The organism is Mesorhizobium sp. LNHC229A00 (genome assembly GCF_000502415.1).
GTDB lineage: Bacteria > Pseudomonadota > Alphaproteobacteria > Rhizobiales > Rhizobiaceae > Mesorhizobium.
Genome location: NZ_AYWQ01000018.1, coordinates 33,724 through 52,934, shown reverse-complemented (window position 1 = coordinate 52,934; position 19,211 = coordinate 33,724). Strand labels below are relative to the sequence as shown.

At 64.0% G+C, this 19,211-nt stretch carries 25 protein-coding genes; 14 read left to right on the top strand and 11 right to left on the bottom strand.

What is annotated here, in order from left to right; all coding sequences use genetic code 11:
- Positions 1-114: 114 nt before the first annotated feature.
- From leuD to leuB, 6 genes are all read left to right on the top strand, one after another.
- Entirely contained in the window at positions 115-795 is a 681-nt protein-coding gene (leuD, locus tag X742_RS144675) for a 3-isopropylmalate dehydratase small subunit (RefSeq protein WP_023774491.1), read from the top strand.
- 51 nt (positions 796-846) lie between these two features.
- A complete protein-coding gene (locus X742_RS144680; protein WP_023774490.1) occupies positions 847-1,782 on the top strand; it encodes a hypothetical protein in 936 nt (311 codons plus the stop codon).
- A 156-nt stretch (positions 1,783-1,938) separates the two neighbouring features.
- A complete protein-coding gene (locus X742_RS144685) occupies positions 1,939-2,943 on the top strand; it encodes a L,D-transpeptidase (protein WP_023774489.1) in 1,005 nt (334 codons plus the stop codon).
- A gap of 125 nt (positions 2,944-3,068) precedes the next feature.
- Positions 3,069-3,452 (top strand): RidA family protein, encoded by a 384-nt coding sequence (locus X742_RS144690; RefSeq protein ID WP_023774488.1) that lies wholly within the window; start codon positions 3,069-3,071, stop codon positions 3,450-3,452.
- Positions 3,453-3,465: 13 nt separating this feature from the next.
- Positions 3,466-3,816, top strand: coding sequence for a VOC family protein (locus X742_RS144695; protein WP_023774487.1), 351 nt, complete (start codon positions 3,466-3,468; stop codon positions 3,814-3,816).
- A gap of 231 nt (positions 3,817-4,047) precedes the next feature.
- Positions 4,048-5,151, top strand: a complete 1,104-nt coding sequence (gene leuB, locus X742_RS144700; protein WP_031248382.1) for a 3-isopropylmalate dehydrogenase — start codon at positions 4,048-4,050, stop codon at positions 5,149-5,151.
- On the opposite strand, the gene X742_RS144705 is transcribed toward leuB, so the two are convergent.
- The 3 genes from X742_RS144705 to X742_RS144715 form a co-directional block, all read right to left on the bottom strand.
- Positions 5,152-5,601 (bottom strand): MarR family winged helix-turn-helix transcriptional regulator, encoded by a 450-nt coding sequence (locus tag X742_RS144705; protein ID WP_023774485.1) that lies wholly within the window; start codon positions 5,599-5,601, stop codon positions 5,152-5,154. It abuts the gene before it with no gap.
- Positions 5,594-6,022 carry a polyketide cyclase gene (locus tag X742_RS144710; protein WP_023774484.1) on the bottom strand — a complete coding sequence of 143 codons (429 nt, stop codon included), beginning with the start codon at positions 6,020-6,022 and terminating at the stop codon, positions 5,594-5,596. The genes X742_RS144705 and X742_RS144710 overlap by 8 nt, the downstream gene beginning before the upstream one ends.
- A gap of 136 nt (positions 6,023-6,158) precedes the next feature.
- Positions 6,159-6,887 (bottom strand): DUF805 domain-containing protein, encoded by a 729-nt coding sequence (locus X742_RS144715; protein WP_023774483.1) that lies wholly within the window; start codon positions 6,885-6,887, stop codon positions 6,159-6,161.
- 316 nt (positions 6,888-7,203) lie between these two features.
- Between X742_RS144715 and X742_RS1000000175975 the strand changes: the two genes are divergently transcribed.
- From X742_RS1000000175975 to X742_RS1000000175965, 3 genes are read left to right on the top strand one after another with little or no spacing between them, the layout of a single operon-like run.
- The gene (locus X742_RS1000000175975; RefSeq protein ID WP_023774482.1) at positions 7,204-7,728 is read left to right on the top strand and encodes a hypothetical protein; all 525 of its coding nucleotides are present in this window, start codon (positions 7,204-7,206) and stop codon (positions 7,726-7,728) included.
- A complete protein-coding gene (locus X742_RS1000000175970; RefSeq protein ID WP_023774481.1) occupies positions 7,725-7,979 on the top strand; it encodes a glycosyltransferase in 255 nt (84 codons plus the stop codon). Before X742_RS1000000175975 ends, X742_RS1000000175970 begins: the two co-directional genes overlap by 4 nt.
- The gene (locus X742_RS1000000175965) at positions 7,954-8,142 is read left to right on the top strand and encodes a hypothetical protein (RefSeq protein ID WP_023782112.1); all 189 of its coding nucleotides are present in this window, start codon (positions 7,954-7,956) and stop codon (positions 8,140-8,142) included. Before X742_RS1000000175970 ends, X742_RS1000000175965 begins: the two co-directional genes overlap by 26 nt.
- Positions 8,143-8,145: 3 nt before the next feature.
- On the opposite strand, the gene X742_RS144720 is transcribed toward X742_RS1000000175965, so the two are convergent.
- Positions 8,146-10,014 (bottom strand): DEAD/DEAH box helicase, encoded by a 1,869-nt coding sequence (locus tag X742_RS144720; RefSeq protein WP_023774479.1) that lies wholly within the window; start codon positions 10,012-10,014, stop codon positions 8,146-8,148.
- A 148-nt stretch (positions 10,015-10,162) separates the two neighbouring features.
- Here X742_RS144720 and X742_RS1000000174250 point away from each other — a divergent pair, with 148 nt between their 5' ends.
- The 3 genes from X742_RS1000000174250 to X742_RS144730 all read left to right on the top strand — a co-directional run bounded on the left by X742_RS1000000174250 (position 10,163) and on the right by X742_RS144730 (position 12,140).
- On the top strand, positions 10,163-10,366 hold the full coding sequence (locus X742_RS1000000174250; protein WP_031240383.1) for a hypothetical protein: 204 nt from the start codon (positions 10,163-10,165) through the stop codon (positions 10,364-10,366).
- A 108-nt stretch (positions 10,367-10,474) separates the two neighbouring features.
- Positions 10,475-11,509 carry an aspartate-semialdehyde dehydrogenase gene (locus X742_RS144725; protein WP_023774477.1) on the top strand — a complete coding sequence of 345 codons (1,035 nt, stop codon included), beginning with the start codon at positions 10,475-10,477 and terminating at the stop codon, positions 11,507-11,509.
- A 178-nt stretch (positions 11,510-11,687) separates the two neighbouring features.
- Positions 11,688-12,140: a GNAT family N-acetyltransferase gene (locus tag X742_RS144730; protein ID WP_023774476.1), complete on the top strand. Its 453-nt coding sequence runs from the start codon at positions 11,688-11,690 to the stop codon at positions 12,138-12,140.
- A gap of 2 nt (positions 12,141-12,142) precedes the next feature.
- On the opposite strand, the gene X742_RS144735 is transcribed toward X742_RS144730, so the two are convergent.
- On the bottom strand, positions 12,143-12,550 hold the full coding sequence (locus tag X742_RS144735; protein ID WP_023774475.1) for an ACT domain-containing protein: 408 nt from the start codon (positions 12,548-12,550) through the stop codon (positions 12,143-12,145).
- Positions 12,551-12,739: 189 nt separating this feature from the next.
- Between X742_RS144735 and X742_RS0138175 the strand changes: the two genes are divergently transcribed.
- Entirely contained in the window at positions 12,740-13,378 is a 639-nt protein-coding gene (locus X742_RS0138175) for a DoxX family protein (RefSeq protein WP_023774474.1), read from the top strand.
- 12 nt (positions 13,379-13,390) lie between these two features.
- The gene (locus X742_RS144740) at positions 13,391-13,654 is read left to right on the top strand and encodes a YMGG-like glycine zipper-containing protein (RefSeq protein ID WP_023774473.1); all 264 of its coding nucleotides are present in this window, start codon (positions 13,391-13,393) and stop codon (positions 13,652-13,654) included.
- 99 nt (positions 13,655-13,753) lie between these two features.
- Here X742_RS144740 and X742_RS144745 read toward each other — a convergent pair whose 3' ends face one another.
- From X742_RS144745 to X742_RS144770, 6 genes are all read right to left on the bottom strand, one after another.
- Complete coding sequence (locus X742_RS144745; protein ID WP_023774472.1) at positions 13,754-14,599, bottom strand: acyl-CoA thioester hydrolase/BAAT C-terminal domain-containing protein; 846 nt, start codon at positions 14,597-14,599, stop codon at positions 13,754-13,756.
- 126 nt (positions 14,600-14,725) lie between these two features.
- The gene (gene rpsP / locus X742_RS144750) at positions 14,726-15,127 is read right to left on the bottom strand and encodes a 30S ribosomal protein S16 (RefSeq protein ID WP_023774471.1); all 402 of its coding nucleotides are present in this window, start codon (positions 15,125-15,127) and stop codon (positions 14,726-14,728) included.
- Between the two features lie 48 nt (positions 15,128-15,175).
- On the bottom strand, positions 15,176-15,502 hold the full coding sequence (locus X742_RS144755; RefSeq protein ID WP_015314959.1) for a chorismate mutase: 327 nt from the start codon (positions 15,500-15,502) through the stop codon (positions 15,176-15,178).
- A 7-nt stretch (positions 15,503-15,509) separates the two neighbouring features.
- The gene (gene ffh / locus X742_RS144760; protein WP_023774470.1) at positions 15,510-17,126 is read right to left on the bottom strand and encodes a signal recognition particle protein; all 1,617 of its coding nucleotides are present in this window, start codon (positions 17,124-17,126) and stop codon (positions 15,510-15,512) included.
- Between the two features lie 313 nt (positions 17,127-17,439).
- Entirely contained in the window at positions 17,440-18,396 is a 957-nt protein-coding gene (locus X742_RS144765; RefSeq protein ID WP_023774469.1) for a type II CAAX endopeptidase family protein, read from the bottom strand.
- A 174-nt stretch (positions 18,397-18,570) separates the two neighbouring features.
- Entirely contained in the window at positions 18,571-19,170 is a 600-nt protein-coding gene (locus tag X742_RS144770) for a DUF1236 domain-containing protein (RefSeq protein ID WP_023782104.1), read from the bottom strand.
- Positions 19,171-19,211: the final 41 nt, after the last annotated feature.

Here is a 19,211-nt window from a genome sequence, read left to right as displayed (position 1 = left end):
GTTTTGCGCAGCGCCCTTATGCGTGCGCGCACGAACAGTGCCTTTTATTTGCCCCCGGCTTTGTGTAAACCGGGCCCCAGCAAATCCCCCCCAACGAAAACACGGGCCAAAGCCATGGAAAAATTCACCAAGCTCACCGGCGTCGCCGCTCCCATGCCGATCGTCAATGTCGACACCGACATGATCATCCCGAAGGATTATCTCAAGACGATCAAGCGCACCGGGCTTGGCACCGGCCTGTTCGCCGAGATGCGCTACAAGGACGACGGCTCCGAAAATCCGGATTTCGTGCTCAACAAGCCCGCCTACCGCAAGGCGCAGATCCTCGTCGCCGGCGACAATTTCGGCTGCGGCTCGAGCAGGGAACACGCGCCATGGGCGCTGCTCGATTTCGGCATACGCTGCGTCATCTCGACTTCGTTCGCCGACATCTTCTACAACAACTGCTTCAAGAACGGCGTGCTGCCGATCACCGTCAGCCCCGAGGACCTNTCGTTCGCCGACATCTTCTACAACAACTGCTTCAAGAACGGCGTGCTGCCGATCACCGTCAGCCCCGAGGACCTGGAGAAGCTGATGGATGACGCATCGCGCGGCTCCAACGCCACCCTGTCGGTCGATCTCGAAGCCAAGGAAATCCGTGGTCCGGACGGCGGCGTGGTCACCTTCGACCTCGACGACTTCAAGCGGCACTGCCTGCTCAATGGGCTCGACGACATCGGCCTGACCATGGAAAAGGCAGGCGCCATCGCCTCGTTCGAGAAGAAGAACGCCGAACTGCGCCCCTGGGCCTGAGCGGCCGCCAGGACCGGCCCCTTTCCGGGCTGGGTCGAGGGAGGGACAGTCATGAGACATCAGCTTCTTGCCGGCGTTTGCGGGCTGGCCTTGTTGCTGGGGCCCGCCGCGAGCGTGCTCGCGCAGACTCAGACGCCCGCCGCGCAACAGCCGCCGGCGGTGGAAAAGCCGGCCACCGATCAGGATGCGGGAACCGACGCCGCCGACGCCGCTGACGACGACAAACAGGCGCCGGTGCCGTTCGAAGGCGGCCACCTCACCATCACGCAGCCGGAGCAGGACGGCGAGAAGGTGCTTGCTTATGACGGTAAACAGCTGGCCAGCAATTACGATGTCTTCTTCGACAAAATTGTGGAAGTTGGCGGCGTCAAGGTGGCCCTGTTCGATGTTGGCGATGGCGGCAATCAATGCGGCCCGGCGACGGTGATCGTCTGGAAGCCGGAAGGCGGCGCCATCCAGAGCACCAAGGTCGAGCAGGACGATTGCGGAGCGCCGCCCGCGGGAGTGTCCGACAGCGCCATCTATTTCGTGCCCTATCTCCTGCCGGGGGACCAGAAGCCGGCCCTGCAGTGGTCGCCGACGGATGGGCTGACGATTTCGGGCAATCTCACCTACATGCCGGAACCCGGCACCGACTGGAAAGACATCGATCCGGAAAAGTACCAGAACATCATCGACGCCTTCCACAATGAGGCTGTCTACAAGGAAGCCGAAAAGCTGCTGGGCAAGGACATGCCCGACATGGCGACCAGCCTGCTGGTTGGCGGCGGCACGGAAAAGACCGCGTCCGGCGCCTTCTTCGCCAGCGGCTGCGTGCCGCACGATTGTGGCGGCAATGACGGCTTCATGGCCGTCGACCCGGCCAAGCACCAGATCTATTTCGCCCGCCGCGGCGACAATGGCCAACCGAACGCCTGGCCGGCGCTGGCGACATGGCCGGCCGATGTGAAGGAAGCGCTGGACAAGGCGCTGGGGTCGGCGAACTAGCCAGGGCATTTCCGGCGAAAGGGCGGCGCCTCCAGGGCTCTGCCCCTTTTTCACGCAGGACCGCGTCAACGGCGATATTCGCCGGGACAATGGAACCAGATGGGCCGCGCGGCGTCATAGAAGCAGTTTCGCTCGGCAGTGCCTGGAGTAACATCGATGGTCAGGCTCGTTCTTCTGGCGCTTGTTCTGTTCGCCCTCTCAACTGGCGCCACAGAGGCGGCAAAGCTGGACGCAGCCGCCGTCAACAACGCCCAATTCACCGACGCCGCAACGAAGGGCGTCGACGCGACCGTGTTGAAGGCACAGGTCCTTTTGGATCGGGCGCGCTTCTCGCCTGGCCTGATTGACGGCCGCCAGGCGGCGAACTTCACCAAGGCGGTCCGGGCATTCCAGGCGGCCAACGCTCTGCCCGCCGATGGCAGGCTCAACCGGGAGACCTGGGACAAGCTGGTCGCAACCTCGCCAGACGCGGTTCTTGTGAATTACGAGTTGACGCGCAAGGACGTGCGTGGACCGTTTACCAAGCGCATTCCGGCCAGTATGGAAAGAATGGCTCGCCTGCGCAGGCTCGGCTACCGCGGTTCGCTGGAACGGATCGCGGAGCACTTCCACATCAGCGAACAATTGCTGCGAAGGCTCAATCCGGGCATCAGCTTCAGGAAGGCGGGCGCAAAGGTGCTGGTGCCGGCTATCGACCGAGGCGATCCGCCCTCAGCCGCTGTCAGCGTCGAGGTCGACAAGGCCGCGCGCCAGGTTCGCGTTCTCGACGATTCCGGCAAAGTGGTTTCGGTCTACCCCGCCTCGATTGGAAGCGAAGAGAAGCCGGCGCCGAGCGGCGAGGCACAAGTCACACGCGTGGTCCACAATCCCACCTATCACTACGATCCCCGCTTCGCCTTCAAGGGGGTGAAAACCAAACGGCCCTTCACCATCGCTGCCGGACCCAACAATCCTGTCGGATCGATCTGGATCGATCTGTCCATTGAAAGTTACGGAATTCACGGCACGCCCGAACCAGGCAAGATCGGGAAGACCTTTTCGCATGGTTGCATCAGACTGACCAATTGGGATGCCGAAGACCTCGCCCTTGAGGTGCACAAAGGCACAAAGGTTGTCTTCATCGGAGAAACGGCTGAATCGGCCGCGGGCCAACCCGGCTGACGCATCGCGTGAAAGAGAGCCGGCCCGTCGAGGCCACGGATTCTGCACCGCCGATCCATCCGTATTGGCCCATGGCAGGATCGGTTTTTCCCCGCAAAGTAGCTGCGACAATGCGAGGCTCCCCCATGCGCAAGCTCATCTCAACCGGCTCGCCGTTCGAAAAGACCGCCGGCTATTCACGTGCCGTGGTGCAGGGCGACTGGTGCTTCGTGTCCGGGACGACCGGCTACGATTACGCCACCATGACGATGCCGGACAGTGTCGAGGCGCAGACGCGCAATTGCCTGGCGACGATCGGCAAGGCGTTGCAGGACGGCGGCTTCGAGATGTCCGACGTGGTGCGCGCGCACTACTACATCACCGACCAGGCCTTCGTGGATGTCGTCTTCCCGATTCTTGGCGAGACATTCGGCGACATCAGGCCCGCGGCGACGATGATCGTCTGCCAACTCAACAAGCCGGAAATGAAGATCGAGATCGAGGTGACGGCGCTGCGGCGTACGGTGTGAGGAGACTTCCGCCATGAAGGTCCGGCGTATCGTGGCCAATATCGAAACACCGGACGCCGCGGCGGCCAGCCGTTTCTACCATGATGTGCTTGGCCTCGACATCCTGATGGATCAGGGCTGGATCGTAACCTACGGTTCCGAGGACTCGATGCAGCTCCAGGTCAGCTTCATGGCGCAGGGCGGATCCGGTACGCCGGTGCCGGATCTGTCGATCGAGGTCGACGATGTCGATGCGGCATTCAAAGCCATGAAGGACGCCGGCTTCGCCGTCGAATACGGGCCCGCCGACGAACCGTGGGGCGTGCGGCGCTTCTATGTGCGCGATCCGCTGGGACGGCTGGTCAACATTCTCTCGCACCGGTGAGCGCATCTTCCGCGGGCCAGGTAACTTGGACATGCCGGCGGCACAGCCCCCCCCCTCTGCCCCGCCGAGCAGAGGGAGGCGTGAAGGAATCGCGGCGATAGGTTCTTCGTCCTCCCCTTGCGCTGCAACCGCTTGGCGTTTAGCAAGGCCGCGTCGCACAGCGCCGCGCGCCTCTTTGGCGCGCAAAGGACGCTGTGCAAACCGAACGCATTCTTTCTGGGACAACTCACCATGGCAACGAAGCATCTTTTCCTGCTCCCCGGCGACGGCATCGGCCCCGAGGCGATGGCCGAGGTCAAGAAGCTGATCGCGGCCATGAACGCAAAGCTCGGCAGTGGCTTCGTCACCGACGAGGGCCTGGTCGGCGGCTGCGCCTACGATGCGCACGGTGCGGCGATTTCCGATGCGGACATGGAAAAGGCTATGACGGCGGACGCCGTGCTGTTCGGCGCCGTCGGCGGGCCGAAATGGGATGCCGTGCCTTACGAGGTGCGCCCCGAGGCCGGCCTGCTGCGCCTGCGCAAGGACATGGAGCTGTTCGCCAATCTCAGGCCCGCCATCTGCTATCCGGCGCTGGCCGCATCGTCCTCGCTGAAGCAGGAAGTCGTCGAAGGCCTCGACATCCTCATCGTGCGTGAGCTGACCGGCGGCGTCTATTTCGGCGAGCCCAAGCAGATCATCGATCTCGGCAACGGCCAGAAGCGCGGCATCGACACGCAGGTCTACGACACGTTCGAGATCGAGCGCATTTCAGGTGTCGCTTTCGAGCTCGCGCGGACGCGCAAGAACCATGTGACGTCTATGGAAAAGCGCAACGTCATGAAGTCGGGCGTGCTGTGGAACGAGGTCGTCACCCAGACCCACAAGGCACGCTATTCCGACGTCAAGCTCGACCATATGCTGGCCGACGCCGGCGGCATGCAGCTGGTGCGCTGGCCAAAACAATTCGACGTCATCGTCACCGACAATCTGTTCGGCGACATGCTGTCCGACATCGCCGCCATGCTGACCGGCTCGATCGGCATGCTGCCGTCGGCCTCGCTCGGCGCGCCTGATGCCAAGACCAAGAAGCGCAAGGCGCTGTACGAGCCGGTGCACGGCTCGGCACCCGACATTGCCGGCAAGGGCATCGCCAACCCGATCGCCATGACCGCCTCCTTCGCCATGTGCCTGCGCTATTCCTTCGGCATGGTCGATGAAGCCGACAAGCTCGAAGCCTCAATCGCCGCCGTGCTCGACCAGGGCCTGCGCACCAAGGATATTTTCTCCCCCGGCATGACCGAGGTTGGTACGGTCGAAATGGGCGACGCGATCATCGCCAAGTTCCTGGGATAATCAGCGGATCTCGCCGGCAAGCTGCTGCAGCAGACCGACGAGCTGCGTCTCGTCCACCGGCTCGAAAAACACTGAGTCGGCGGCCTCGACGGCGACGATCGCTTGCTGGGCGGCGGCCGCCCCGGCGGCTGTGACGCGGATCACCTTGGCCCGGGAGTCCCGGGGATCCGCTTCGCGTACGATCAAGCCCTTGGCCTCCAGCCGGGCGACGACGTCGGAGGTCATCTTCACCTCGGTGCCGGCCTGGGCGGCGAGTTGCACCTGGTTGGGCGGTTCGCCATTGCGGCCAAGCCACATCGCCGAGGCGAGCAGCACGAACTGGACATGCGTCAGGTCGAGCGGCGCCAGCGCCGCCGTCATGACGCGCTGCCAGCGCATGGTGGTTCGCCAGAGCAGCAAGCCGGGGCTCTCCGATGCCCCGCCCTTGAAGCGCGTGTGGGGTTCAGCCATGATTCGCCAACGCCTCCGCCTGCTCGAACAACTTGGCCATCGACACGTCGAAATCGCCACTGATCTGGGGCCCGAGTTCCGGGCCGACCTCTTCGGCCGAAGGGCCTGAGATATCGAGCCGGTGCGTCACCTGCGTGCCGCCTTCGACAGGCACCAGAGTGTGCCGGAACAGCAGCTTGGTATCGCCGAACGAAGTTTCATCGGCATAGGTCACGTTTTCGACGAGATCGACGATGGTCGATTCGAACGTGTCCTGACCGACCGGCGTCACCGAGACGCGGGTGCCCTTGGCGAATGGCCCATGCAGCACGAAGGTATCGGAGCCTTCATAAGTCAGGCGGCCTTCATGCAAGGCCTTGAGCGCGTTCCAGATGGCTTGCGCAGGAAGGGGGGAAGTCGCGGTGTATTCATTGGTCCACATCGTTTTGCTCCATTCAACGATTTAATCTGCGCATAGATTATCCGCGCGCGGATTAAATTGCAAGCGGAATCTTCATCTGCCACGAAGATCGGCTGAACCGTCGTTTTTTGGAGTGACTTTTCTCGGGACCTGGCTCCTAAACTCTGACTCCCGCCGGCACCGGTCCCCACTGGTTTTCACGCGCCTGGGTCGGGATCAGCGCGAAGACCAGGATGATCAGGCTGCCTATGCTGGGGACCAGGATCACCAGATAGAGCCAGCCCGACAAGCCGATATCGTGCAGCCGGCGCACGGTCATGCCGAGGCTGGGCAGGAGCGTCGCCAGGAGGAAAGTGCCGCAGAGGCCGACCGTCACCGCCGCCGAGACATCTGTGTCGAAATTGCCCATTTCGATATCGGTGAAGATGCCGATGCCGCCGACGATCAGCAGGCAGACCACCCAGAAAAGGCAATAGCCCCAATATTCCTTGCGGCGGGCGCGGCCGGCGAAGTTGAAGTAGTTCTGCGTCAGTCCACGCCAGAAATAGCCCCAGAGATCACTGGGTTCGGCGGTTGCGCTCTCGCTGGATCGGCCGAAATGCCGCGCCTGCCCGCGCGCCGTGGATGCGGTGCCGGCTTGGGCCGGTGCCGCACTTATGCCGGCGCCAACCGTCGAGTTCACGGCCGGGCTCGGGTTGGGTTGGCCAGCGATCGAAAAGACGTCGCGCGCCTGGCCGCCGCCCGGCTGGAACTCGACCGTCGTCCCGTTAGGCATGGCGGTTTGCCGGCGCAGGTTCTCGCGGGTGAAAGTGTAGCTGTTGCCGTCGGCTCCGGTGATGAAGCCGAAGCCCTGGTCTTCGTCATAGTGAAGCACTTCGCCGCGCATCCGCCCGCCCCTTATAGCCCGTTCCCGGCCAAGATGTGGCACAGGCCCAAGCCCATGGGCAAGCCGCCCATAGCTACCGTCTTCGCGGCGAATGAAGCATAAGACACCGAGTGCAACCGTTTTGGCCAAAGCAGACCATGACAGTGGAATATTCCAATGCCAGCGTGTTGACCGAGGATGGCGAGGTGACGGTGCCGCCCGGGCGGGTCACCTTGGCCATCTGCCACCGGGCTGATGCTCTGGCCGCCCGGCAAGGGCCTGGCTGGCATTCCACGGGTAGGGAGCTTTCTCGTGAACGCGGCTCTGGCGGATCCGGTTGGACGCGAAACCCGAGGCGCCGGGCCAGAGCACCGGGGCGGAGCCAGGCCTCGTGCTGATCAGCCATCACATCCTGACCCACCAACACCGATCCGCGGTATCGGCTACCACCAGCAAGCTTGCCTTTCTTTGCCACGATCTCATCCCGACACTGCGTCCGGACCTGGTCGGTGCGGGCATCGGCGAGACCCGATACGGCTCTTATCTCGAACACTTCGTGCGCATCGGCGCGCCGGCGTTCTGCGCTTCCGCCGAGGTTGGCGCGACGTTGAGCGATCACATGCGCAAGGCCGGCGTCGCCGCGCCTGTGGTGTACCGGTTTCCGATGCCCTCCATCCTCCACGAGACCGCTTCGCGCATGGGCGCGACCTCCCGCATAGAGACCGGCGAACCGTTTGTAATCTATTGTTCCACCATCCAAGTACGAAAGAACCACATCCTCTTGGCGCGCACTGGCGGCAGGCGCTGGACGAAGGCGTCAAGCGGTCGAAGCTTGTCTGCGCTGGGCGCTGGGGCTGGATGATCGAGCCGCTGCGCGCCTATCTCAAGGCTTATCCGAAGCTATCCGAATCGGTCACGTTCACCGGCCTGGTCAGCGACGAGGAGCTAATCCAGTATTATCGAAGCGCCTCTTTCGGCGTCTTTCCCTCGCATATTGAGGGCTGGGGCTACGGCGCCTCGGAATGTCTCGATTTCGGCATTCCGGTGATCGTCTCGACCGCGCCGTCGCTGATCGAGGAGCGGCGGCATGATGCCGGCGATCGACCCCAATGACCAGGCCGGCTGGTACGCTGCGATCCGCAAAATGGCGGAAGACCACGCCTGGAGACCCTCGCTGGCGGATCGCATCGCCCAGAACCATCGCCCGACGCCGGCATCGGTAAGCTGGGCCGCGATCAAGGCCGGCCTGAAGGAGAGCGCGGCCGGCCGTCTCTAGATTTTACGAAGGCCGCTTCTTCGTCTTCTTGTTCTTTGGCGGACCGGCGTTGTCGAATTTCGGCTTGCCCGGCTTCTTCGCCCACGGCTTTGCCTCATGCGTGGTGGCCGGACGCTGGTCGGCTGAAGCCGGTGCACGCTTCTCGAATTTGCGCTTCGGCGCGTTCGGGTCGAACGGCGCCTTGCCGCGATGCGGTTTCTTGTCCGTGCTCGGCGGCTGATAGCCGGCCCGCGACAGGTCCGGCGTGCCGTCCAGCCGCTTGACCACGATGTTGCCCTGCAATTTGCGGTCGGGCCCGATCGCGGCGAGAAAGCGCTCCGCCCAGTCGGCGGCGATCTGCACGAACGTCTCTTCCGGCTGCATCTTAATGGCGCCGATCTCGCGCTTGCTGATGCTGCCGGCACGGCACAGCATCGGGATCAGCCAGCGCGGCTCGGCGTTCTGCCGGCGACCAACCGACAGCGAGAACCAGACGCTGGCGCCGAAATCGTCGCGGCGGCTGGGCGCCTCGTCGCGATGGGCGAATTTTTCGCCCGCCGCTCTTTCACGCGATGGTGTGAAAGGCGCGACGTCCATGAGATCCTCGGGCGCCGAGCGGCTGGCGCGGCACTGGCGCACGAAAGCGGCCGCCACCTGTTCGGCGCCATGACGGCTAAGAAGCGCATCGATGAACTCGCGCTCGTCATCCTTCAGCGGTTCGTCGAAAGCCGGGTCGGCAAGAATGCGCTCGTCGTCGCGCCGTATCACGTCGTCGGCCGAGGGCGGGCTCGCCCATGTCGCCGTCAGCTTGGCGCTTTGCAGCAGTCGCTCGGTACGCCTGCGGGCGCTGTTGGGCACGATCAGCGCACTGACGCCCTTGCGCCCGGCACGTCCCGTGCGGCCGCTGCGGTGCAGCAGCGTTTCGGGATTGGTCGGCAGGTCGGCGTGGATCACCAGCTCGAGATTGGGCAAGTCGATGCCCCGCGCCGCGACGTCGGTGGCGATGCAGACTTTCGCACGGCCGTCGCGCATCGCCTGCAGCGCATGGCTGCGTTCGTTCTGGCTGAGTTCGCCCGAAAGCGCGACGACGGAAAAATTGCGGTTGTTGAAGCGTGCCGTCAGATGATTGACGGCGGCGCGCGTGTTGCAGAACACCAGCGCGTTCTTGGCCTCATAGAAGCGAAGCACGTTGATGATGGCGTTCTCGCGGTCGGCGTGGGCGACATTCAGCGCCCGATATTCGATGTCGAGATGCTGCTTTTCCTCGCCGGCGGCCGAGATGCGTACGGCATCGCGCTGATAGCCCTGGGCGAGCGTGGCGATGGAGCGCGGCACGGTTGCCGAGAACATCAGCGTCCGGCGCTCGGCCGGTGCGGCATCGAGGATGAATTCGAGGTCCTCGCGAAAGCCGAGATCGAGCATCTCGTCGGCCTCGTCGAGAACCACGGCCTTCAGCGTCGACATGTCGAGCGAATGGCGCGTGATGTGGTCGCGCAGCCGGCCGGGCGTGCCAACGACGATGTGGGCGCCGCGTTCCAGCGCGCGCCGTTCGGTGCGCATGTCCATGCCGCCGACGCAGGACGCCACCGTGGCGCCGGTCGGCTCATACAGCCATTCGAGCTCACGCGTCACCTGCAGCGCCAGTTCGCGTGTCGGCGCCACCGCCAATGCCAGCGGCGCCGCTGCCGGGCCGAAACGTTCCGCGCCGTCGAGCAGCGTCGGCGCCATGGCAAGGCCGAAGGCGACGGTCTTCCCCGAGCCGGTCTGCGCAGACACCAGCGCATCGGCCTGGCCGAGCTCCAGCACCGCCTTCTGCACCGGTGTCAGGTCGGAATAACCGCGTTTTTCCAGCGCTTGTGCCAGCGCGGGAACAATACCATCGAAGTTGGACATCTCGTTCTTTCGGAATTCAGGGGTTCTGCGCTCATCATGGAGCACATGCCGGGGGGCTGGCGGCGCCAGCCAGACAATCTTGGCCGTTCGTACTTCCTGCCGCCCTTCTTGTACAGGGTGCCATGAAGGCTATGCGTGGTGTCGCCAATTGACTCCTGCCGCAAACCGCGTAAAAGCCCGCTTCGAACGGGATCGTTTTTCGATGCGCGGCCTTTTGATGGCTCTTCTTGCATTCGATGCCCCCAGCCTCAATGCGAACCATTGGGCCGGGCGCGTCGCCGCGTCGTCTCGTTCCGGCAAAACCCCATTCTTGGCCAAGAAAACCACCAAAACCACCACCAAAACGGTGTGATTCCCTTGGCCTAACCACCCTCTCCCGGGTCCGGCCTGGGGGACGGAACCCGCACTTGGCCGGCGGGTTTTCTCCAAAAACCAAGCGGAGAGGGACAGGAGATCTCAGATGAGTTTCAAGGTTGCGATAGTCGGCGCCACGGGAAATGTGGGCCGGGAAATGCTCAACATTTTGGAAGAGCGCGGCTTTCCAGTGAGCGAAGTCGTGGCGCTCGCCTCGCGGCGCAGCATGGGCACGGAAGTGTCGTTCGGGGACCGCACGCTGAAGGTCAGGCCGCTCGATCAGTATGATTTTTCCGACACGGACATCTGCATCATGTCGGCCGGCGGCAATGTCTCCAAGGAATGGTCGCCGAAGATCGGCAAACAGGGCTGCGTCGTCATCGATAATTCGTCGGCCTTCCGCTACGACCAGGACGTGCCGCTGATCGTGCCCGAGGTTAACCCGGACGCGATCTCGCTGTTCACACGCAAGAACATCATCGCCAACCCGAATTGCTCGACGGCGCAGCTCGTCGTGGCGCTGAAGCCGCTGCATGATTTCGCCACCATCAAGCGCGTCGTCGTCGCCACCTACCAATCGGTGTCGGGCGCCGGCAAGGAAGGCATGGACGAGCTGTTCACACAGACCCGTGCGGTGTTCGTCGCCGACAGCGTCGACGTCAAGAAATTCACCAAGCGCATCGCCTTCAACGTCATCCCGCATATCGACGTCTTCCTCGATGACGGTTTTACCAAGGAAGAATGGAAGATGGTCGCCGAGACCAAGAAGATGCTCGATCCCAAGATCAAGCTGACGGCGACCTGCGTGCGCGTGCCGGTGTTCATCGGCCATTCGGAAGCGGTCAACATCGAGTTCGAGAAGCCGATCACCGCCGATGAGGCGCGCGACATCCTGCGCGATGCTCCCGGCTGCCAGGTCTTGGATAAGCGCGAGGATGGCGGCTACATCACGCCGCTGGAATCGGCCGGCGAGGACGCCACCTTCATCTCGCGTATCCGCGAGGATTCGACCATCGACAACGGCCTGTCGATGTGGATCGTCTCCGACAATCTGCGCAAGGGCGCGGCGCTGAACGCCGTGCAGATCGCCGAGCTCCTGGTCGAGCGCGGCCTTATCCAGCCGAAGAAGAAGGCGGCCTGACGTAGGTTTGTTTTAGCTCACGGGCCGTATCGCCGCTGCCGCGGCGGGCCCTCCGCGAGGGCGCCGGACGACCGGCGGCCCGCGGTCGCCGGGCTCGGCCTTCGGCCGTCATCTATCTTCTCCCCGTCACTATACGGGGAGAAGGTGCCGGCAGGCGGATGAGGGGCAGCGCCGACCTATGAGCGATCGCACCAAAATCACTCTGCGCCCGGCCATCGATTCGGATGCCGCCGCCATCGCGACCATGATGCGTGCGTCGCTCAACGCTTTCGACTGGATGCCAGTGCTGCACACGCCGGAGGAAGACCTTTTCTTCATCCGCGACGTCATGCTGCCACGGCAGCAGGTGACAGTCGCCGAGGCTGGCGAAGAGATTATCGGCTTCATCGCCGTGAACGGCGATTGGGTGGAACAGCTCTATCTCGATCCGACCTGGACAGGACAAGGCGTCGGCAGCCGGCTGCTGACGGACGCCACTGCCGCCCTGCCGGTCGTGAACCTCCATTGCTTCCAATCCAACACCGGCGCCCGGCGTTTTTACGAGCGCCATGGGTTCCGTGCGGAAGCATCCGGCGACGGCACGGCTAACGAGGAAGGCCTGCCTGATATTTTGTATGTCCGCCGGCGTTGATTTCAGCCACCGCTGTCCGCAGCCAGCTGGCGCAGCAACCCCATCGCCTCCTCCGCCCGCCCAGCCGGCACAAACAGATGGTCGTGGTAAAAACCCGAGACCGGATTGACGCCCATGCCGGCGGCGGCCAGTCGCGCGGTGATGGCGGCGAGAAAGCCGACGGCTTCCAGCGATGAGTGGATGTCCAGCGTGATCATCCGGCAGCGGAACGAAACGGTGAGTCCGGCTTTCCTTGCCGCCGCCTCGGTCACGATCAGTGTCGTGCCCTCGCGCTCGCCAAACACCATGACCGGCTCCAGGCCTTCCGGATGGGGAGCCCCAGGCGCCAGCGTGGCGAAGACATGAATGCCGTCGAGCAAGTCCGGCGTCATCGATGCCAGCAATGTCTTCAGGTCGGTCTCGCCGGTCATTCTTCGTCTCTCTTGTTGCAACGGATCGCCCGCTCCTCAATAGCCGCCATGGGCGAATGCCGATAGCCGGGCCCGCGTCGCGGGGCGCACCGGCGCCAAAATGAATCCGGCCCGTGTAGGATTGCCGGCCCATGCCGCGTCCTTGGCTTGACCCCTGCAAAGGGCTCAAACCAACCGGAGGGAACACCAATGAGCATTTCCGAGACCTCGCCCGTTTCGTCCGGCGCCCTGTGGACCGGCCGCGTGTTGAGCGGCGTCATCATCCTGTTCATGATGTTCGACGGCGCCATCAAGCTGCCGCCGCTCGATATCGTCACCCAGGCGATGGTGCCGCTGGGCTGGCCGGCAGATCCGAATGTCGCGCGCATGCTCGGCGTCATCGGCCTGGTCTCGACCGCGCTCTACGCGCTGCCGAGCACCTCCGTGCTCGGCGCCATCCTGCTCACCGCCTATATGGGCGGCGCCATCGCCACCAATGCGCGCATCGGCAATCCGCTGTTCTCGCACACGCTGTTCGGCGTCTATCTCGGCATCATCCTGTGGNTCGCCACCAATGCGCGCATCGGCAATCCGCTGTTCTCGCACACGCTGTTCGGCGTCTATCTCGGCATCATCCTGTCGGGCGGCCTCTATCTGCGCGACCCCAGGGTGCGCACGGTGATCCCAGCCGATAGCCAAGAACAACGTCGCTTCATCTTCACGCCAGCGGGTGGCAACACCGATGATGCGATTTGTCTGAGCGAGCGGCGTCGCGATCTTCGTTTTCCTCGGGATCAAATTAGCCGTCTGAGAGTTAAGCACTTGGCGGCGAGACGGCGATCCGCGTGAGAGGAACGACAAATGAAGAAAATCCTGGCCATTCTGGTGCTGACGACGGCACTGGGTGCATGTTCGCAAACGGAAAAAGGGGCTGCCGTGGGCGGCCTAGGTGGTGCTGCGGTTGGCGCGGCCGTGGCCGGAGATCCGGTGCAGGGCGCTGTTGTCGGCGGTGCGGTGGGCGCCGTGGCTGGCGCGCTGATCGGCCATGCCAGCGAAAGCGGCCAATGCCGGTACCGCGATCGCCATGGTCGGGTCTATGTCGATCGCTGCCCAAGCGGTTATTGATCGGCCGCATTTCAGACATGAACAGCAAAACGGCGGGCTTGACCCGCCGTTTTCGATCGATGAATTGGCTGCGCTCGCTTGAGACAGCCGCGGGCAGCGCTACAGCAGCTCCCGGATGTATCGCCAGGCGACCCGCCCCAGATCCGCATCAGCGCGGTCATTGCCGCCATGCGCATGCGAGCTTGAGCGCGGTGTGGTTTCGCCAGGCAGGAGAATGCGATGGCCGGCGCCTGGGCCCGAAACCAGGCGCGTGGCCTTTCCGGCATCTTGCCGACGTCGGACAATCGAGCGGGCAAATCCCAGGGATGGCCACAGCGCATCGTCGCCGCCCGCGACCAGCATGACCGTCGCCGAAATGTCCTCGACCGGAATGGCGGCCTTGCCGGCCTCCTCCTTGAAAGCGGTCAGGCAGTGTTCTAAAAGCCCGCGGTAGGACACAAGGCCGTCGACGCAGCTTGCTTTCCAATTTGGGTCGGTTGGAACAAACGGGAACGGCAGTCCCTTGAGCGTCCACGACGACCGCTCGGGCCAGCTGACGCCGTCGGCGCCCGGCCCGATATTTCCCCAGACCACCGATGTCGGGCTGATCGCGACAACGGCGTCGATGCGCGGGTCATGCGCCGCAACGAGCAAGGCCGCCTCGGCGCCTTTGGACGTGCCGACATAGACGATACGCCGGCATCCCAAACCGACAAGACGGTCGGTCGCGGCGAAAAAAATCTCCAAGGGGATTTCGCAAATGCCTGGGATCTGGCCTTGGCCGCCAAACCACCGGAGGGCAAGGGCAGAGACGCCCACATCGGCAAACAGCCTGGCGCGCCCGACGTCGACGCGGCCGCTCGATCCGCTCAGCACCACGACACCTGCCGTGGCCTCGGGGGATCGCAACAGGGTTCCGGCGACGACGCCGGACAGGCTCTCCTCCGCGACTGCCCGTTGGTCCATCCGATCCTCAGCCGGAAATCATAAGCCTTTCCAATGAAACAGCAAAGGGCAGGTGAGCGGCAAATGCAAACAGCAGAACGGCGGGCACAGGCCCGCCGTTCTGTTCCCGCAAGGAATAGGAAGCGATTACTCGGCGGTAGCGGCTTCCGCTTCGGCCGGTGCGGCAGCGGCCGAGGCGACGGCGGCAGCGGCGTCTTCCTGGGCCTTCTTCAGCAGGGCGGCGCGTTCCTGCGCCTTCTTGCCGGGCTCGGCCTTCTTCGGGTTGGAGCGGGCCTCGCGCTTGGCAAGGCCGGCCTCATCGAGGAAGCGCAGCACGCGGTCGGTCGGCTGGGCGCCGTGCGACAGCCAATGCTTGACGCGGTCGGCATCGACCTTGATGCGCTCGCCGTCCTTCGGCAGCAGCGGGTTCCACGAGCCGAGCGACTCGATGAACCGGCCGTCGCGAGGCGAACGGGCATCGGCGACGACGACGTGGTAGTAAGGACGCTTCTTCGAGCCCGCACGGGCCAGTCTGATCTTCAGTGCCATTTCTTTTCTCCTAAAAGCTCCGATTTCGTTTGATAAGTCAGGGTTTCTTCAACCCGTTTTCGTCACGCCGTTGGCAGCGGCGATCTGTTCGTGGTGCCGGATCACTTCGCGGACGACGAAGTTGAGGAATTTCTCCGCGAAATCCGGGTCGAGATGCGCGTCATGCGCCAGCTGGCGCAGGCGGGCGATCTGCTGCTGCTCGCGCGCCGGGTCGGCCGGCGGCAGGCCATGCTCGGCCTTGAGCACGCCAACCGCCTTGGTGCAGCGGAAGCGCTCGGCCAGCATGTGGATGAGGGCCGCGTCGATGTTGTCGATCGAGGCGCGGTAGCCGGCCAGGATGGTGCGGGCGTCGGCCATGTCCTTTTCTTCGTTCATAGCGTCCTCACTTCTTCTTGCCGAGACCGGGCAGGCCGCCACCGCCGCCAAGGCCGGGAAGCTTCATGCCGCCGGGCAAGCCGCCGCCGGGTAGACCGGGCAAGCCGCCGCCGGAAAGACCGCCGGGCAAGCCCTTCATGCCGCCGAGGCCGGCGGCCTGCGCCTGCTTCTGCAAGGCTTCGAGCTGCTTGGGGTCCATCTTCGACAGATCGGGCATGCCGCCGCCCATCATGCCGCCCATGCCACCACCGGGCATCATGCCGCCGAGGCCCATCTTGGAGGCAAGGCCTCCCATCATGCCGCGCATCAGGCCGCCGCCTTTGCCCTTGCCGCCCATCGCCTTCATCATGTCGGCCATGCCGCGATGCATCTTCAAGAGCTTGTTGATTTCGGCGGCATCGGTGCCGGAGCCGGCGGCGATGCGCTTCTTGCGCGAGTGCTTGAGGATATCCGGATTGGCGCGCTCGGCCTTGGTCATCGAGGAGATAATGGCGAGCTGGCGGCCGAACATCTTGTCGTCCAGGCCGGCGGCGGCCATCTGGTCCTTCATCTTGCCCATGCCGGGCATCATGCCCATGATGCCGCCCATGCCGCCCATCTTCGACATCTGCTGAAGCTGCTGGGCGAGATCGTTCAGGTCGAACTTGCCCGACTGCATCTTCTTGGCCATCGCCGCCGCCTGCTCGGCGTCGATGTTTTCGGCGGCTTTTTCGACCAGGCTGACGATGTCGCCCATACCCAGGATGCGGTCGGCGATGCGCTTGGGGTGGAATTCCTCCAGGCCGTCCATCTTTTCGCCGGTGCCGATCAGCTTGATCGGCTTGCCGGTGACGGCGCGCATCGACAGCGCGGCACCGCCACGGCCGTCGCCGTCCATGCGGGTCAGCACAAGGCCGGTGATGCCGACTCGCTCGTCGAAGCTTTTCGCCAGGTTGACGGCGTCCTGACCGGTCAGCGAATCGGCGACCAGCAGGATTTCGTGCGGGCCCGACACCTTCTTGATGTCGGCCATCTCGACCATCAGCGGCTCGTCGATGTGGGTGCGGCCGGCGGTATCGAGGATGACGACGTCATGTCCGCCGAGCTTGGCCGCCTGCACGGCGCGCTTGGCGATATCGACCGGGTTCTGGCCTGCGATAACAGGCAGCGTCGCCACCTTGACCTGCTCGCCGAGCTGGCGCAGCTGCTCCTGCGCTGCCGGACGCCGCGTGTCGAGCGAGGCCATCAGGACCTTTTTGTTCTGACGCTCGGTCAGCCGCTTGGCGATCTTGGCCGAAGTGGTGGTCTTGCCGGAGCCCTGCAGGCCGACCATCATGATGACGACCGGGGCAGGCGCGTTGAGGTCGATGGCGACACCCTCGGCGCCGAGCATGTCGACCAGCTCGTCATGGACGATCTTGACGACCATCTGTCCCGGCTTGATCGACTTCAGCACCGCGGCGCCGACGGCCTTCTCGCGCACCTTGTCGGTGAAGGACCGCACCACTTCCAACGCCACGTCGGCCTCGAGCAGCGCACGGCGCACCTCGCGCAGCGCTGCCGAGACATCCGCCTCCGACAACGCGCCGCGACCGGTCAGGCCGTTCAGGATGGAGCCAAGACGCTCCTGCAGCGATTCAAACATTCGTTTTCCTTTTCCCAGGCACCCGGATGGTGCCCGAGAGGTAATGCGTTCGCGCCCAGTCTCCTAGCAAAAGCCAGTCTCCTAGCAAAAGCCACTCCAAGCAAAAGCCCAAAACCAAAAAGCACCCGGGGGCGCACAGCGCTGCCGGGTGTTGGCCTCCAGGATCTGTTTACAGCACTCGGCCTCAAAGAGGTTTCGGCGTCCTGGTCGGCTTGCTCGGAGGAATACTCGTCGCGGAATTCGTGGGCTGTAGACAGGAAAGCGGCGAGAGAGTCAAGGCAAAGCCGGTGTCGCGCTGTTTCCAGGGCCGCGATCAGGCCGCATCCACGGCGTTTGGAACCTCAGCCGTGACCTTCAGTGGCGACCGCGGATGCAGCAGCAAGACAATCGTCAGCAGGCTGCAGGCAATGCCGATGAGGGCAATGAGGATGGCATCCGATATCATCCAGCCCGGTCCTTCGAGCGGCTTTGCAGTGAACAAGGCGAAGGAATTGTAGCTCTGCTGATGCGAGATCAGCAGAAAGCCGGTAAAATTGTTGCCGAGATGGGCGCCAAGTGCGGCGCCGAGATTGCCGGTGGCGTAGACCACGAGGGTCAGAAGCAGCGCGAAGGCAGCGATCGAGACCAGCACGCTGGCGTTGATGGCGGCCGTCGAACCGCCGCTCCAGTGCAGCGAGGTGAACAGCAGGCCGGGCAGCAGCGCCCAGACGAACGGGCTTCTGAACCGATTGGCCAAGCCGCGCGGCAAGTAGCCGCGGAACAGCACCTCCTCCGACGAGGTCTGCAGCAGGGTGAGCGCGGCGATCGGGATCGCGAACAACAGCCAGGATGGCAGGCTGATCGTGCCGCGCGCAATGCCGGGCTGCAGCAGATAGAGCAGGATTTCGGACAAGGACGAGGTGATCAGCACCGCGATCAGCCCCTTGAGGAAGTCCAATCGCGCTACGCGGCGGCCGGCGCCAAGCAGCGCCGACAGCGGCTCGCCATGCACCCAGCGCATGACGATCCACAGGCCGATCCAGATCCCGGCGAAAGAGGCGAGCGCGCAGAGGATGCCGACGGGCGAGGCGAGAAAGCCTTCCATGCCGTGTGGCGAAGCCGCCGCCCCACGCCAGGCGAAGTAAACACGGGTGCCACCGAACAGCACGGCCGCGGTGGTGGCGCCCCAGAACAGGACGACGATCAGCTTTCCCAGCAACAGGCGCGGCAAAGTCGTCCTGGCGTTCGGCGTGTTGCGATAGCGCTCGAAGGCAGTGTCGTCGATCGTCACGCTTGTCCTCGATCCCAATCCACCGCTGCTTGATCTGGCTGATGGTTTCGGGAACCGGGCGCGATGCAGCAGAATACGCAAACCCGGATTGGCACGGAACACAGGCGTGGGCCAGCCTACGCGGTCGCCTATCAGGTTTCGCCGGCGGCCGCTTCGGCGACCGCCGGCATCGCATCAACGCACGACGTACATGATGCGCCGTGTCTGCGGATCGATCAGCGCCCGCTGGCCGTTCACATAGACATAGCGGTAGTTGTAATCAGGAATTTCGCGCAGCTCGACCGTATCGGGCAGGGTCGCGCCGGTGACCACCTCGCCGTCGAGATAGACGGGGTCGAGGCGGTGGGTGTCGACATAGGTCCGTACCGCGGCCGGCGGCGCTGGAAAGTCGCCAACCACCGGATCGCTGGAAATGATCGCACCGGTATAGTCGGTCGAATAGTTGCCGATGTCCGCCGGCGGCGTGACCACGGCAACGGCGGAGCGGCGCTGCGTCAGCACGACGCGGCTGCCGCCGAAATCGGCCGTGACGTAGTCGGAATAGACCCAGCCCTGGCCACCCGCTTCGGCGATGGTGCACCATTTGCTATTTTCGATGCAGCCGTTGAGCGTCGCCGATTGGCCTGCGGCGAGCACGCCGATCACTGGATACTGCGGACCAGGGCCGGCGCGCACGTTGAGATCGGTGACTGCCGAGACCGCGGTATCGGCCAGCGCCGCGCCGGACATTGCGGTCAGCATCCCCGCTATTGCGGGAAACAATAAGGATTTCATGGGTTCTCTCCGTTTCACAGTCCCTCGGCGGTGACAACGGG

Coding starts and splice junctions, on each gene's coding strand:
- X742_RS144680 (WP_023774490.1), top strand. CDS start 847: ATGAGACATCAGCTTCTTGCCGGCGTTTGCGGGCTGGCCTTGTTGCTG.
- X742_RS144685 (WP_023774489.1), top strand. CDS start 1,939: ATGGTCAGGCTCGTTCTTCTGGCGCTTGTTCTGTTCGCCCTCTCAACT.
- X742_RS144690 (WP_023774488.1), top strand. CDS start 3,069: ATGCGCAAGCTCATCTCAACCGGCTCGCCGTTCGAAAAGACCGCCGGC.
- X742_RS144695 (WP_023774487.1), top strand. CDS start 3,466: ATGAAGGTCCGGCGTATCGTGGCCAATATCGAAACACCGGACGCCGCG.
- leuB (WP_031248382.1), top strand. CDS start 4,048: ATGGCAACGAAGCATCTTTTCCTGCTCCCCGGCGACGGCATCGGCCCC.
- X742_RS144705 (WP_023774485.1), bottom strand. CDS start 5,601: ATGGCTGAACCCCACACGCGCTTCAAGGGCGGGGCATCGGAGAGCCCC.
- X742_RS144710 (WP_023774484.1), bottom strand. CDS start 6,022: ATGTGGACCAATGAATACACCGCGACTTCCCCCCTTCCTGCGCAAGCC.
- X742_RS144715 (WP_023774483.1), bottom strand. CDS start 6,887: ATGCGCGGCGAAGTGCTTCACTATGACGAAGACCAGGGCTTCGGCTTC.
- X742_RS1000000175970 (WP_023774481.1), top strand. CDS start 7,725: ATGATCGAGCCGCTGCGCGCCTATCTCAAGGCTTATCCGAAGCTATCC.
- X742_RS1000000175965 (WP_023782112.1), top strand. CDS start 7,954: ATGATGCCGGCGATCGACCCCAATGACCAGGCCGGCTGGTACGCTGCG.
- X742_RS144720 (WP_023774479.1), bottom strand. CDS start 10,014: ATGTCCAACTTCGATGGTATTGTTCCCGCGCTGGCACAAGCGCTGGAA.
- X742_RS144725 (WP_023774477.1), top strand. CDS start 10,475: ATGAGTTTCAAGGTTGCGATAGTCGGCGCCACGGGAAATGTGGGCCGG.
- X742_RS144730 (WP_023774476.1), top strand. CDS start 11,688: ATGAGCGATCGCACCAAAATCACTCTGCGCCCGGCCATCGATTCGGAT.
- X742_RS144735 (WP_023774475.1), bottom strand. CDS start 12,550: ATGACCGGCGAGACCGACCTGAAGACATTGCTGGCATCGATGACGCCG.
- X742_RS144740 (WP_023774473.1), top strand. CDS start 13,391: ATGAAGAAAATCCTGGCCATTCTGGTGCTGACGACGGCACTGGGTGCA.
- X742_RS144745 (WP_023774472.1), bottom strand. CDS start 14,599: ATGGACCAACGGGCAGTCGCGGAGGAGAGCCTGTCCGGCGTCGTCGCC.
- rpsP (WP_023774471.1), bottom strand. CDS start 15,127: ATGGCACTGAAGATCAGACTGGCCCGTGCGGGCTCGAAGAAGCGTCCT.
- X742_RS144755 (WP_015314959.1), bottom strand. CDS start 15,502: ATGAACGAAGAAAAGGACATGGCCGACGCCCGCACCATCCTGGCCGGC.
- ffh (WP_023774470.1), bottom strand. CDS start 17,126: ATGTTTGAATCGCTGCAGGAGCGTCTTGGCTCCATCCTGAACGGCCTG.
- X742_RS144770 (WP_023782104.1), bottom strand. CDS start 19,170: ATGAAATCCTTATTGTTTCCCGCAATAGCGGGGATGCTGACCGCAATG.